This window comes from Methyloversatilis discipulorum (assembly GCF_018780585.1).
Classification (GTDB): domain Bacteria; phylum Pseudomonadota; class Gammaproteobacteria; order Burkholderiales; family Rhodocyclaceae; genus Methyloversatilis; species Methyloversatilis discipulorum_B.
Genome location: NZ_JADMJL010000008.1, coordinates 120,085 through 133,775 on the forward strand (window position 1 = coordinate 120,085; position 13,691 = coordinate 133,775).

The 13,691-nt window shown below is 66.4% G+C and carries 10 protein-coding genes; 8 read left to right on the top strand and 2 right to left on the bottom strand.

What is annotated here, in order from left to right:
- Positions 1 to 294: 294 nt before the first annotated feature.
- Both IV112_RS02895 and IV112_RS02900 read left to right on the top strand, forming a co-directional pair.
- Complete coding sequence (locus IV112_RS02895) at positions 295 to 3,711, top strand: ATP-binding protein (RefSeq protein ID WP_304000961.1); 3,417 nt, start codon at positions 295 to 297, stop codon at positions 3,709 to 3,711.
- On the top strand, positions 3,701 to 4,600 hold the full coding sequence (locus IV112_RS02900) for a response regulator transcription factor (protein WP_020164096.1): 900 nt from the start codon (positions 3,701 to 3,703) through the stop codon (positions 4,598 to 4,600). Before IV112_RS02895 ends, IV112_RS02900 begins: the two co-directional genes overlap by 11 nt.
- 8 nt (positions 4,601 to 4,608) lie before the next feature.
- Here the strand turns inward: IV112_RS02900 and IV112_RS02905 are convergent, their stop codons facing one another.
- A complete protein-coding gene (locus tag IV112_RS02905; protein WP_304000962.1) occupies positions 4,609 to 5,766 on the bottom strand; it encodes a hypothetical protein in 1,158 nt (385 codons plus the stop codon).
- A gap of 343 nt (positions 5,767 to 6,109) precedes the next feature.
- Here IV112_RS02905 and IV112_RS02910 point away from each other — a divergent pair, with 343 nt between their 5' ends.
- Positions 6,110 to 6,673 (top strand): chlorite dismutase family protein, encoded by a 564-nt coding sequence (locus IV112_RS02910; protein ID WP_304000963.1) that lies wholly within the window; start codon positions 6,110 to 6,112, stop codon positions 6,671 to 6,673.
- Positions 6,674 to 6,698: 25 nt separating this feature from the next.
- Here IV112_RS02910 and IV112_RS02915 read toward each other — a convergent pair whose 3' ends face one another.
- Complete coding sequence (locus tag IV112_RS02915; protein WP_304000964.1) at positions 6,699 to 7,877, bottom strand: DUF3047 domain-containing protein; 1,179 nt, start codon at positions 7,875 to 7,877, stop codon at positions 6,699 to 6,701.
- A gap of 111 nt (positions 7,878 to 7,988) precedes the next feature.
- Here IV112_RS02915 and IV112_RS02920 point away from each other — a divergent pair, with 111 nt between their 5' ends.
- From IV112_RS02920 to IV112_RS02940, 5 genes are all read left to right on the top strand, one after another.
- Positions 7,989 to 9,134: a hypothetical protein gene (locus IV112_RS02920; RefSeq protein WP_304000965.1), complete on the top strand. Its 1,146-nt coding sequence runs from the start codon at positions 7,989 to 7,991 to the stop codon at positions 9,132 to 9,134.
- A 199-nt stretch (positions 9,135 to 9,333) separates the two neighbouring features.
- Complete coding sequence (locus IV112_RS02925) at positions 9,334 to 10,539, top strand: O-antigen ligase family protein (protein WP_304000966.1); 1,206 nt, start codon at positions 9,334 to 9,336, stop codon at positions 10,537 to 10,539.
- On the top strand, positions 10,536 to 11,549 hold the full coding sequence (locus IV112_RS02930) for a glycosyltransferase (RefSeq protein ID WP_304000967.1): 1,014 nt from the start codon (positions 10,536 to 10,538) through the stop codon (positions 11,547 to 11,549). Before IV112_RS02925 ends, IV112_RS02930 begins: the two co-directional genes overlap by 4 nt.
- A 13-nt stretch (positions 11,550 to 11,562) precedes the next feature.
- Positions 11,563 to 12,597 (top strand): glycosyltransferase family 9 protein, encoded by a 1,035-nt coding sequence (locus tag IV112_RS02935; RefSeq protein ID WP_304000968.1) that lies wholly within the window; start codon positions 11,563 to 11,565, stop codon positions 12,595 to 12,597.
- A complete protein-coding gene (locus IV112_RS02940; protein WP_304000969.1) occupies positions 12,594 to 13,679 on the top strand; it encodes a glycosyltransferase in 1,086 nt (361 codons plus the stop codon). Before IV112_RS02935 ends, IV112_RS02940 begins: the two co-directional genes overlap by 4 nt.
- Positions 13,680 to 13,691 lie beyond the last annotated feature (12 nt).

Sequence of the window (13,691 nt, forward strand, 5' to 3'; positions counted from 1 at the left end):
TTTTGTGCACTGCACCGCAATCGCTCGCTGCGGTGCGAAAAGTAGTGTTCGGGGGTGCGTAGCCGGAATACGTCGATTGACGTATGTGCGTACTCGGCGCAACACCCGCGATCGGGGTGGGCCGGTGCTAAGGTGGAATCCTGCGCTGTCGCACTGCACCAGGATGTTGCCGAGGGCACCGTCGGGGTGCGCGGCGTGGAGGGAAGCTGCACTTGGGCTCCGGGTGGCGCGCGGTTTCGCTGCCCGGAGCATTTCTTGCATGGTGTGGCCTCGATCGCGTCAGCGCCTGCCCCGATGTCCGAAGCCACCCACCAGATATTCAAGATCCGCCGCGACTACAATACCTGGGTCGCCAATGAGACGCTCGAGGACTACGCGCTGCGCTACACGCCGCGCAGCTTCCGCAAGTGGTCGGAGTGGCGGGTCGCCAACACCGCCTTCGGCGCGGTGTCCTTCCTGGCGCTGGAGGCGATCGGCGGCGCCATCGCGCTGAACTACGGCTTCACCAATGCGCTGTATGCCATCCTGCTGGTCGGGCTGATCACCTTCCTGACCGGTCTGCCGATCAGCTACTGCGCCGCCAAGTACGGCGTGGACATGGACCTGCTCACGCGCGGCGCCGGCTTCGGCTACCTCGGCTCGACCATCACCTCGCTGGTCTATGCGAGCTTCACCTTCATCTTCTTCGCCATCGAAGCGGCCATCATGGCGCTCGCCTTCGAGATGTACTTCGGCCTGCCGCTGGCGTGGAGCTATCTGCTGTGTTCGGTGGTGGTGATTCCGCTGGTGATCCACGGTGTCACGCTGATCAGCCGCATACAGCTGTGGACGCAGCCGCTGTGGATCGTGCTGCTGGTGCTGCCCTACCTCGCGGTGTGGTGGCAGGCGCCGCACCTGTATTCGGAATTCACCGGCCTCAGTGGCCGCAGTTCGGGCAGCAGCGAATTCGACTGGATCATGTTCGGTGCGGCGTCGACGGTGGCGATCTCGCTGGTGGTGCAGATCGGCGAACAGGTCGACTACCTGCGCTTCCTGCCGGAGAAGACGCGCGAGAACCGGGTGCGCTGGTGGGCCTCGGTGCTGATCGCCGGCCCCGGCTGGGTGGTGCCGGGCATGGTGAAGATGCTGGGCGGCGCCTTTCTCGCCTTCCTTGCGCTGCAGGCCATGGTGCCGGTGGACCGCGCGGTCGAACCCACGCAGATGTATCTCGCCGGCTTTGCCTACGTGTTCGATTCGCCGGCGGTCGTGCTGGCGGTGACCGCGCTGTTCGTCATCGTGTCGCAGCTGAAGATCAACGTGACCAATGCCTACGCCGGCTCGCTCGCCTGGTCGAATTTCTTCGCCCGCCTCACGCACAGCCACCCTGGCCGCGTCGTGTGGCTGGTGTTCAATGTGGTGATCGCGCTGCTGCTGATGCTGCTCGGCGTGTTCGAGGCGCTGGAGCATGTGCTCGGCCTCTACGCCAATCTCGCCATCGCCTGGGTCGGCGCGCTGGTGGCCGACCTGGTCGTGAACAAGCCGCTCGGTCTGTCGCCGTCGCACATCGAGTTCAAGCGCGCCCATCTGTACGAGATCAACCCGGTCGGCCTCGGCTCGATGCTGATCGCCACCGTCGTATCCGTGCTTGCCTACACCGGCTGGATGGGCGACATGGCGCAGGCCTTTTCGCCCTTCATCTCGCTGGCCACCGCCTTCGTCACCGCGCCGCTGATCGCGCTCGCCACGCGCGGCCGCTACTACCTCGCGCGGCGCAGTGCCACGCAGTGGCGGCCGGGCCAGACGGTGACCTGCCACGTCTGCGAAAACAGCTTCGAATCGGAGGACATGGCGTACTGCCCGGCCTACGGTCAGCCCATCTGTTCGCTGTGCTGCACGCTCGAATCGCGCTGCCACGACCGCTGCAAGACCGACGCCAGCGCCGCTGACCAGCTGCACGCCTTCCTGAACGCCATCCTGCCGATGCAACTGGCGCGGCGCGTGAACTTCCGCGTCGGCCATTTCCTGGTCGTGTTCCTGTCGCTCACCGTGCTGCTGGCGGTCATCTTCGGCGTCGTGTTCTACCAGGAGGCCATCGTCAGCGGCCTCTACCCGGCGGCGCGCGACAGCCTGCAGCTCACGCTGTCGAAAACCTTCGCGCTGCTGGTGCTGCTGTGTGCCGTGTGCGCCTGGTGGATCGTGCTCGGCTCGGAAAGCCGGCGGCTGGCGCAGGACGAATCGAACCGGCAGAACCAGCTGCTGATGCGCGAAATCGACGCGCACCGCAAGACCGACCTCGCGCTGCAGAAGGCCAAGGATGCCGCCGAGTCGGCCAACCTTGCCAAGACGCGCTACGTGACCGGCATCAGCCACGAACTGCGCACGCCGCTGAACAGCATTCTCGGCTACGCGCAGATCCTGCTGCGCGAAACGGGCGGCAGCGGCAGCACCGGCAAGGGCGGCGGCGACGACACGCAGAAGCGCGCGCTGGGCACCATCCTGCGCAGCGGCGAACATCTGCTGGGCCTGATCGACGGCCTGCTCGACCTGGCGCGCATCGAGGCCGGCAAGCTCAGGCTGGATCCGGCGCCGATGCCGCTGCGCGAACTGCTGGATGATCTGGCCAAGATGTTCGAGCCGCAGGCGGCGCGCAAGGGCCTGCAGTTCCGCATCGAAACGACCGGCCGGCTGCCCGACTACGTGCGCGTCGACGCCAAGCGGCTGCGCCAGGTGCTGATCAATCTGCTGGCGAATGCGGTCAAGTTCACCGAGCAGGGCGAGGTGGTGCTGCGCATCGATTACCGGATGGAGGTGGCGCGCTTCGAGATCGCCGACACCGGCCCCGGCATCGCGGCGGACGACCATGCCCGCATCTTCATGCCTTTCGAGCGCAGCGCCAGCGGCCGCGTCATCGCCGAGCCGGGCACCGGCCTGGGCCTGAGCATCACCCGCATGCTCACCTCGCTGATGGGCGGCGAACTGACGCTGGAGAGCGAGCTCGGTCGTGGCTCGACCTTCCGCCTGCGGCTCTACCTGCCTGAGTACCTGTCGGTGCCGACGCAGACGCGCTCGATGCGCACCGTCATCGGCTACGAAGGTCCGCGCATGCGCGTGCTGCTGGTCGATGACGACGCCACCCAGCGCCACATGCTGACCGGCATGCTGGCGCCGCTCGGTTTCGACGTCGACGAGGCGGCCAGCGGCCGCGAGGCGCTGGACTGCGTCGCCCGCGTGCGCCCGGACGTGGTGCTGCTGGACATCAATATGGACGGCATGGACGGTTGGGAAACCGCGCGCCGCCTGCGCGAGTTCGACGGCGCGCCGATACCGGTGCTGATGGTGTCGGCCAATGTGTTCGAGAACCGCAGCGAACTGCTGCGTACCGCCGGCTGCGCCGGCTTCGTGCCCAAACCGGTCATGGAGTCCGAACTGCTGGACCAGTTGCGCGAGGCGCTGGACCTGACCTGGCATGTCGACGAACCGGCCGACGCCGCACCGCCGAAGGCCGAGCCGGCCGCCGACGCGCCGCTTGCCGCGCTCGACGACGAAGAGCGCGCCGCGCTGCTGCGCCTGTCGCGGCTGGGCCACGTCAATGGCATCGCCACGCTGCTGGACGCGATTTCCGAACGGTCCGAGGCCGCACGCGAAGACTGCCGTCGCCTGCGCGCGCTGGTCGACGGCTTCGACCTCATACGCTTCACACAACTATTACAACGCGACGCCCATGCTCTCTGAATTCCATCAACCGGTCGTGCTCGTCGTCGACGACGCACCCGATTCGCTCGGCTTCCTGTGCGACGCGCTGTCGCAGGCCGGCTACACCGTGCTGATCGCGCACGACGGCGCGTCGGCGCTGGCCCGTCTCGAATGGGTGGTGCCCGACGCCATCCTGCTCGACGCGGTGATGCCCGGCCTGTCCGGCTTCGAAACCTGCCGCCGCATCCGCGAAGAGCCGGGGCTGACCCACGTGCCCATCATCTTCATGACCGGGCTGTCGGGCACGGCCGAAGTGGTCGAGGGCTTTACCGCCGGCGGCACCGACTACGTGGTCAAGCCCCTGCGTGTCGAAGAGGTGCTGGCGCGGCTCACCGCCCACGTGCGCAACGCGCGCGCGGTGCGCATCGCACGGCAGGCGGTGGACGTGGCCGGACTCGGCGTGCTGGTGGTCGATGCACTCGGCCGCGTGGCCTGGCGTTCGCCGCGTGCCGGCGAGTGCCTGGGTCAGTTCGGTATCGACCCGGCGGCCGCGACCGCCGACTGGCTGGGCGACCCGGCCGGCCTGACGGCGGACCCTGCCGCCGAGGCGCGCCTGCTGCGCGAGCAGGGCGACCAGGCGCTGTACGCGCGCAGCCTGGGTGCGGTGGGGCTGGGCGAACACATGCTGCTGCTCGACGTGAGGAAGCGCGGTGAATCAAGCACCCGCATCGCCGGCGCCCAGCTGACGCCGCGCGAGGCCGAGGTGCTGTCCTGGTTGGCCAAGGGCAAGACCAACCGCGATATCGGCGACATCCTCGGCATGAGCCCGCGCACGGTTAACAAGCACCTCGAGCACATCTACGAAAAGCTCGGCGTCGAAACCCGCGCCGCCGCCGCCGCCCTGGCGATGCGGGCGTCCAGCGACTGAATCGGCATCTAGTACAGCAGCTGCAGGCCGAGCACGAAGCGGTCGAGCGACGCCGCGCCCGCGCTCTTCGCGCTCGAATACACCGCGGTGAGGCGCGCTTTGTGACCCGATATGACGTAGTTCGTACCGACGTCCCACTGTTCGGCGCGCGCGCCGGCGTCCGGATCCAGGCGCTGGAAGCGCACGTAAGGCTGGAAGCGACCGGGGCCGAACGCGTGCGGGATCAGGTAGCCGACGGTGAGTAGCGCGGCATCCGCCTGCAGCGCGCCACCGCAGTTGCTCACGCGCGAACACAGCGGGTCGGCGGGCGCAACGTCGGCCACGCCGTCGGTGTCGTAGTCGTACCAGGCGGCCTCGACGGTGAGCACACCGCCGGAGCGCAGGCGGGTTTCGTACAGCGCATCCAGGTTCCACGCGCGATAGTCACCGCGGGCGCCGGCCACACCGACGCCGTCCTTCTGGCTCATCAGCGCGGCGCCCAGCGTGAACACCTCCTTGTCGCCGTAATAGGTGCTGGTGCCGTAGTAGCCGGGTTCCGGGTCGAGGAAGCTCCAGGCGAAGCGGGCCGCGAACAGCGGCTCACTGGAGGCATTCGACAGACCGCTGCCGCGGTTCTTGCCCTCGAACACGCCGACGCTGTAGAGCAGCCGGTCGGCGTACAGATTGCCCCACAGCAGCACGCCGTCGTCGCGGCCGGTGAAGGCGTTCGGGTAGAGCGACACGAAGGGATAGCCCCACACATTGGCGAACTGGTTGCCCGCCATGTTCGAGCGGTCGGTCGGCGGCACCAGCCGGCCGACCCACAGGTTCAGCCCCTCTGCCAGTTCGAACTGCAGGATGGCGTCGAGCAGCTGCATGTCCTTGGCCGGCGGGCGTTCGAAGGTGAGCGTGGCGCCGAACCTGCGGGTGAATTTCGCCGCCGACAGCAGGCGGACCGAATCCATCGTGAAGCCGCTGTCGTATGCACTGCCGCCGGCCGGGCGCGCCTCTTCGGCATTGACGTAGGAGGCGCGCAGCCACAGGCCGAGCGTCAGCGAACTGTCGCCTGGGCCCTGCAAGGTCATCTGGGCATCGGCGGCACCTGAGCAGAGCAGGGCTGCGCTGGCGAGCAGCGCGTGGCGAAAGGGCGGCGTCCATCGCAGACGCGTGAAGCGGCGGAAGGTCATAGTGGCGGTCCTGAACGGGTGCGCAGGGCTGGCGGCAGCGTGTGCGCGGGTGGCGTCGGGAGTCCGGTATCCGGAGTGCGGCGTCCGGAATCCGGTCGTGTCGTCTGGCCGCGATCGCACGGAGGGACGTTGCGGCAGCGCCGACAGGGCAAGGATGTTTGCCGCGTCGGCAAGCCGTTTCCGCACCGATGTGGTGCATTCAGGCGGCGAATTTCTCCGCCATCGGGCGTGCGGCGACCCGCTGCAAGGTGCAAGGCCAGTGCCAGGCGGGCATGGCTGATGCATGCAGACCCGCGCGACGATCGCCTTTCCGCCTGATCGTCCACCCATACCGGAGTCAGCCATGACAGAACGCCTATGGACTTTCGCCGCCGGTGCCGACGGCCCCTGGCGCATTACCGAGGTACGCGCCGTCATCGGCGAAGCGCTGGCCGAAGCGCCGCGTCTCGACCGTGTCGCCGGCGATGCGGCAGGCAGCGGCCTGTGGTCGCTGCGCGGCATCACCAGCAACGAGCGCTACGTCACCCGTGACGAGAAGCAGACGCTGACCGCCGCCTCGCCGCCGCTCGGTCGCAGCAGCGCGGCCTGCGCCGTGCTGATCCCGATCCGCAAGTCGGCGGCCTGGTGGGCGCTGGCGCAGGACGAGCGGCGCGCCATCATGGAAGAGCAGTCGCACCACATCGCGCACGGTCTGCGCGTGTTGCCGGCGGTGGCGCGGCGGCTGCATCACTGCCGCGACCTGTCGCCGGACGAGCCCTTCGATTTCCTGACCTGGTTCGAATTCGCACCGGAACACGAAGCGGCGTTCGACGCACTGCTGGACGTGCTGCGGGCCTCACCCGAGTGGGCCTACGTCGAGCGTGAGTTCGAGGTGCGGGCGCGGGTGGACATGGGGCCGGAGAACTGAGTCCGCCGGCCCCCTGGATGCCGCACTACCAGACGGCGAGGTCGGTGCCGCCCGCACCGATTCGGATATCGCCGAATTGGGCGCGCCCTTCGCCACGTCCGAACACGCTGTTGGCGATCAGCCACACACGGACGATGCGTTGTGGCGGCGGCCCGCCGACCGCCTTCGCGTAGTCCTGCAGCACGTTGCGCGACTCGTTCAGCCAGCGGCCGAGGTCGGTGTTGCCGGAGCGCGCAACGACATGGGTTTCGCGGTCCTTCCAGCCGGGCAGCGGGCAGCGGAAGGTTTCGCCGACCGGCAGCGCGCTGCTCCACAGATAGGTCAGGTCCTGCCCGTTGTCGAACTCGACCGCAATGCTGATGTAGTCGTGCGTGATCACGCTGTTCTCGGCCTGTTTGCCCGGCAGCTGGTCCACCCGCCACGACCACTTGAGCTCGGTGTCCGGCGTCAATGCGACCTCGGCCGGTTTTTGCAGGATGGCGACGTCGTTGCGCGTGTGCGTGTGCATGCGGCGCTTCGGGCCGCCGTCGTTATCGTTGGCGCGGACCTCGCGGAAGATTTCCGCCGGGCCCAGTTCCCACAGGTACTGCCAGCCCTCGGGCGCGACAGGTGGCGACTGCAGACGGGCCAGGGCCGGCGCCGCCCAGTCCGGCGCAGCCGGATGCAGGGCCAGTGCCGCGAGGGTGGCCGCGACGTCGGCATCCGGTGCCCAGCGGATCAGCGCCACGCTGACGCCGCCGCCGGCATCGGGGCTGGCGGGCGGCGCCTCACCCTGGTAGCGGCCCTTCGCGTCGAGCCAGCGGGTGGGCAGGTTCTTCAACTGCACGGTGCCGCTCTCCGCGGCGGTGAAGGTATCGGTGGCGTCGAGGCCGCGCGAGATCGCTCCGGTTTCGCCGATGCGACGCCACAGCTGGAGGGGGGCTTCGAGCGAAATGTCGTAGTGACGCGACAGCCAAACGCGCCCCTGCAGCAGCACGGTCACCCGGTCGCCGGCCTTCACCGGGAAGCCGCTGTCCAGCCACGGGCCGTGTTCTGCACCAAGGTAGAGCACCTTCATGCCACTGACCGCGCCGTCGGCCAGCGGCGCAACGGCGGTCTTCACCGACTCCTCGAAGCGCTCATGGGCGGACTGCGCCCCCGCATTGCCGGCGGCCGCTACCGCCAGGCTCAGTGCAAGGCTGCGCCACAGATGTTTCATCGTCATTCCGTCTCCTTCCTCATTTGCCGTGCAATGCCGCACGCATGCAGGGTGGCAGCAATCGCGCGCCGAAGGCAGGGCTGGACGGGGGGCGGGGCGCCGTTCCCGGCGATGCGGATGGAAGATGCCTGCTCCGGGGCCAGCGCAGGCGTAGGGTGGTGCGGACACCACGTCCACCTGCTCAAACAAGTAACATCACGCCTTCGCAAATTTCCCACACCGCCTTCCGGCATGTCCGTTTCCGGCTCCGTCGCCCTCTATTTCGTCGCTTCGCCGCTGCAGTACCTTGCCGCCCGGCGCATTGCGCAGGCGTTCGAGCCCGGCGCACGGCAGGTGCTGGTCTGGTATAAGCCGGGCATCAAGTCGGCCGTCGATCCGGCCGAGTGGGACGCGTGTACCTATATGCCGTGGCCGCGCTGGGAGCCGCTGCCCGGCGCTTTTGGCCGGCATCGGCGGCTGCGCGCCAACATCGGTCTGGTGAGCGGGCTGGTCGGGCAGTGCGAGCGCCTGATCGTCCACAGCGCGGTGTTCGATACCGAGGCGATCAACTACTTCCTGCACGCCTTGCCGCGCGCCGTCGGCGCGCGCGAAATGCACGCGCGCATCCTGCCCGACGGCCTGATCTCGATCCGCCGCTATCCGCTGAGCTTCACGAAAAGACTGGCGCAGCGCGTGCGGCTGCTGCGCAGCCTGTTCGCGCCGGAACTGCGCTACACCTGTTTTTCCGGTGACCGCATTGGCTCGGACGCACCGTTCTGTGACCGCATCTACGTGCTGCCGGGGCTGCCGCACGAGTATCCGGCCGACAAGGTGGTGGTGTTGCCGCCGCTGGTCGATGCGCTGGCGCCGGCTGCGGACGACAAGGTGCGGCGCGCGCTGGTGGTGGGGCAGCCGCTGACCGGTTTCGGGCTGATGAACGCTGCCGATCTGACAGCGACCACCGCACGCATCCGCGACTGGCTGGCGGCGCAGGGCATCACCGATATCGATTACAAGGCGCACCCGAAGGACGCCGCGCACGAGCTGCGTCATCCCGACTACCGGCTGATCGAGCCGGACTGCGCACTGGAGGTTCATATGGCGCGCACCCCCTACTTCGCCGTGGCTGGCGTGCGCTCGACCGCGCTGCTGATTGCGCGGCAGATCTATCCGCCAGAGGTGCGGGTAACAGCTATTGGTTGGTCCTCTGTGCGGTTCAAATCTCGGGAGGAGGCCGATGACATGAGGAAGGTCTTCGAGCTATGCGGAGTGGTTATTGAGTGAGAAAGACGAGGCTGTCTCGCGCGGGCTTGGGGAAGATGTCTGGGCTTATGTCGCTGTGTCACCATCCGAGCGCCGAGAGCTTCAATATTGATGATCAACTCGCTCATGCCGCGCTTCGGCCCTCTTGAGCTCGACGAACTGCCAACGCAGTTCCGCGCCGCTACGCGCGTTACTCCGTACTTCTTCCTCCATTTGTGACATGACAGCACTCCGCCAATTCGCTCAAGCCAGTCAAGTTCCTCTTCTGATGGCCATCTGCTTCGTACTGCCTATGCGAGTCAGCTATGTCTACTTGCTCAGCGCGCTGCTACTGATGGCCGTACTCTCTTCAGGTGGATTGTATGACCGACTGCACGGCATGATTCGGTCCCGCCCATGCCAACTTGCGGTAGCGTACTTCAGTGTGGTGTTGCTCGCGATGCTCTGGACCGAACATCGCGATGAGGGATGGCATTTCGTTGGCCGGCATTTGCCCTTCTTGCTCTTCGCTCTCTATTGGTCCGCTTCAGAAGCAGCAACTCGCGAACGCTGCCTGAAAGCCTTCATTGCAGGCGTGGCCGCGTGCGCGCTGCTGGCTCATTACAACTGGCTCCAGCACTATTTTTTTCCTGACTGGCCGCGTGGCATCCGCGTATTCAAGTCTGCTGAGGACACTGCCCCGTTCATTGATCGCATCATGTATGCGCCGATTCTGGCTCTTGGTTCCTACATCGCACTTGAACAGTTGCTTACCAAGCGATCAATGGTGGCGATTGCTGGATGGTCATTTGTGGTTGCGTTGCTTTTGTCCAACCTCGCGTTTTCCGGTGGGCGTGCGGGTATGGTTGCGTTCGCGGTCATGTTCGTCATCATGGTGTTTCAGCGCTTCGCGTCTTGGCCTCGCGCGCTCGTGGTATCAACAGTGGCTCTTGTATTTGCCTTCAGCGCACTTCACACAACCTCCGGCTATTTCCGCGAGCGTGCTGACGAAGCGTTGAACGATCTCAGAAACTTTGATACGAACCCGCGCTCCTCGGTTGGCGAGCGCCTTATTTACTGGACAACCAGTGCTCAGGTGTTTCTGAAGCATCCTCTGATCGGCGTTGGCAGCGGTGACTTTCAGGCCGAATACGTCAAGGCACGCGCCGCACGCTGGGCCGATACGCCCGATTCCTATAATCCGCACAACCAGTTCCTGATGACAGGCGCGACTACCGGGCTGCTTGGCCTGGGCGTCCTTATTGCTTTCCTCGGATCGATCGCGCGTGCCAGCGATGATCGGCGTGCCATGGTGCTCGTGAGTGGCTTTCTCGTCGCTTGCTTGTTTGAAAGCTATCTGTGGCGGTCGAACACGAGCCTGACTTTCATGGTGCTGATGGCGTTACTGTCCAGAACGTCGGCTCCAGGAGAAAGGAGAGTTCGATGAGAATTGCGTTTGTGTCCATGCATCCGCGCGCACGGCACTATAGGCAGGACGCGTCGTTCGTGTATCGATGCGAGAACGTCGCACTGGCCGTGCGTTCGCTAGGGCATGAGACCGAGCTGATGCACCTCCGCGAAATCTTCTGGCGCGGCCGCTTCGACGCCGTTCTGCTGCTGCGGCCGCGTCGCACGTTGGCGCTTTGTCTTGCAGTTGCTTGGCTTAGACGGCTGGGGACACGGATCTTTGGCGATTTCGATGACTTGGTGTTCGATCCGGAAATGTCCGTTTATCGGCCAGGAGTGCTTGCTGGTCAGGAGAGTTTGAGACGCGCGCGAGCGAAGTTTGCCTTGCATTCCGCTGCGCTCGACATGATGGATGGCGTTACGCTATCGACCTCCGAGCTGGTAAGACGATACCGCGCACTGCGTCCTCAGGGACGCTCTTTGCGGATGCCGAATACTCCGCATCGCAGTTGGCTTGATATCGGTCGGACTTCTTCCGAACTCGCCCCTTCCATTTCCTACTTCTCGGGTACGCGCACGCATGACGCGGACTTCAAGCTGGTTCTGCCAGCATTGCAGTCGCTGCTTGAGGAAATGCCTCGGTTGACAGTCCAAGTTGTAGGACCGTTGGAAACGCATTTCCGTCACCCCCGCCTGCTATTTGGCCGACGCCTCGATTTTTCTCATTACGTTGATGTCGTGCGCAATAGCTATCTGACCATAGCGCCACTCGTGGACACGCCGTTCGCGCAGTGCAAGTCTGCGATTAAGGTGCTGGAATCGGCTGTGCTGGGCGTACCGGCGCTTGCTTCTCGAATCGGGGAGTACGCCGAGCTTGATATCGACGGCATAGTGGGTGTGCCGACGCCATCTGATTGGGAGCCGTTGTTGCGACGGGCGCTCGATCCGGCTGTGCGCCGCGAACTAGCATCAGGGCTTCGCAGTCGCGTCCTGGAGCAATTCGACAGTGCTGCTGTTGCACGAGACTTTGTCGATTTCGTTGCTGCGTGAGATGCCGACCTGCTTGAAGCGCATCCTCATCGTCCGCACCTCGGCCATCGGCGACGTCGTGTTCGCGTCGCCGCTGGCGGCGGCGATCAAGCGGACGCATCCGGACGCCTTCATCGCCTGGCTGGTCGAGCCGGGCATCGACGCGCTGATCGCGCACGATCCGAACGTCGATGCCCGTATCCTGTGGCCTAAGGCGGAGTGGGCGCGGCTGTGGCGCGAACGTCGCTATGGCGAGCTGTGGCGGCGGGTGCGCGCGCTGCGCAGCGAACTGCGCAGCCACCGTTTCGACACCGTGCTCGACCTGCAGGGCCTGCTGAAGAGCGGCTTTCTCGCCTGGCTGGCGGGCGCGCGCACGCGCATCGGCCTCGGTTCGCGCGAGGGCAGCCAGTGGCTGATGACGCAGGTGGTACCGCGCGGGGGCGACATCGCGCGCATTTCGTCCGAATACCTGCATCTGGCCGAACAGCTCGAGCTGGACACCGGCGACTTCCTGCCGACGCTGCACGTGTCGACCGACGCCGATGCGCGTGCGCAGGCGCTGCTGGCGGAACATGGGCTGACGCCAGGCCGCTATGCCGTGTTCGCCGCGTTCACGACGCGGCCGCAGAAGCACTGGTTCGAGGATGCCTGGCAGACGCTGGCGTCCAAGCTCGCCGCGCAGACGGGACTGATTCCGGTGCTGCTGGGTGGACCGGCCGACGCCGAGGCGGCAGCCCGCATCGCCGCCGGCGCGCCGGGGCTGATCAATCTGGTCGGCCGCACGAAGCTGCCGGAAGCGGCGGCACTGGTGCGCGGCGCCGGTCTGCTGGTCGGCGTCGATACCGGGCTCACGCACATGGGCATCGCCTTCGCGACGCCGACGGTGGCGATCTTCGGCTCGACCTGCCCGTATACGCATACCGGTCGTGCCAATGCGCGCGTGATCTGGCTGGGCCTGCAGTGTTCGCCCTGCAAGCGCCGGCCGACCTGTGGCGGCGCCTACACCTGCCTGCGCGACATCACGCCGGATCGGGTGCTGGACGAAGCGGCTAAGGCGATCGCGGCATGAAGGTGCTGCACGTCGAAGCCGGCAAGCATTACTACGGCGGTGCGCGTCAGGTTGCCTACATCGTCGAGGGACTGGCGCGGCGTGGCGTTTCCAATGTGCTGGCCTGCCCGCTCGGTGCGGGCATCGCCGCCGCCTGCGCTGACCATGCCCGGGTGGTGGAGATGAAGATGGGCGGCGACGCCGATGCCGGCATGGCGCTGCGTCTGGCTCGCCTGATCCGCGCCGAGCGTCCGGACATCGTGCATCTGCACAGCCGGCGCGGCGCCGACCTGTGGGGTGGCATCGCCGCGAAGCTGACCGGCACCCGATGCGTGCTGTCGCGCCGCGTCGACAATCCGGAGCCGCGCTGGCTGGTCGCGCTGAAGTACCGTCTGTACGACCACGTGATCACCATTTCGGAAGGCATACGGCAGGTGCTGCTGTCCGAAGGACTGGCGGCGGAGCGGGTAAGCTGCGTGCGCAGCGCGGTCGATGCCGCGCCCTATCTGCAGCCGGTAGAGGGTGCTGCATTCCGGCGCGAATTCGAGCTGCCGGATGATGCGCGCGTGATCGGCGTGGTCGCCCAGCTGATTGCCCGCAAGGGGCATCGCTACGTGATCGAGGCGATGACGGCGCTGCATGCGAGCCATCCGGATGTCCGGGTGATCTTCTTCGGGCAGGGGCCGCTGCGCGAGGAACTGGAACGCGAGGTGGCGGATCGCGGGTTGACCGAGGTGATCCGCTTCGCCGGTTTCCGCACCGACCTGCCGCGCTGGCTCGGCGGGCTGGACATCCTCGCCCATCCGGCCGACATGGAAGGGCTGGGCGTGTCTCTGCTGCAGGCTTCGGCCGCCGCGGTGCCCATCGTCACTTCGCGTGCCGGCGGACTGCCGGAGGCGGTGGCTGACGGCGTCAGCGGGCTGCTGATTCCGCCCGGCGATATTGCGGCCCTGACCGCGGCGCTGGTCCGCCTGCTCGACGATGCCGGGCTGCGCCGCCGTTTGGGCGAGGCCGGTCGGGCCCGCATACTGGCGGAGTTTTCGGTGGATGCGATGGTCGAGGGCAATCTCGCCGTCTATCGCCGACTGATATCACGCAACTGAATACGGATACGA

Coding starts and splice junctions, on each gene's coding strand:
- IV112_RS02895 (WP_304000961.1), top strand. CDS start 295: ATGTCCGAAGCCACCCACCAGATATTCAAGATCCGCCGCGACTACAAT.
- IV112_RS02900 (WP_020164096.1), top strand. CDS start 3,701: ATGCTCTCTGAATTCCATCAACCGGTCGTGCTCGTCGTCGACGACGCA.
- IV112_RS02905 (WP_304000962.1), bottom strand. CDS start 5,766: ATGACCTTCCGCCGCTTCACGCGTCTGCGATGGACGCCGCCCTTTCGC.
- IV112_RS02910 (WP_304000963.1), top strand. CDS start 6,110: ATGACAGAACGCCTATGGACTTTCGCCGCCGGTGCCGACGGCCCCTGG.
- IV112_RS02915 (WP_304000964.1), bottom strand. CDS start 7,877: ATGACGATGAAACATCTGTGGCGCAGCCTTGCACTGAGCCTGGCGGTA.
- IV112_RS02920 (WP_304000965.1), top strand. CDS start 7,989: ATGGAAGATGCCTGCTCCGGGGCCAGCGCAGGCGTAGGGTGGTGCGGA.
- IV112_RS02925 (WP_304000966.1), top strand. CDS start 9,334: ATGACAGCACTCCGCCAATTCGCTCAAGCCAGTCAAGTTCCTCTTCTG.
- IV112_RS02930 (WP_304000967.1), top strand. CDS start 10,536: ATGAGAATTGCGTTTGTGTCCATGCATCCGCGCGCACGGCACTATAGG.
- IV112_RS02940 (WP_304000969.1), top strand. CDS start 12,594: ATGAAGGTGCTGCACGTCGAAGCCGGCAAGCATTACTACGGCGGTGCG.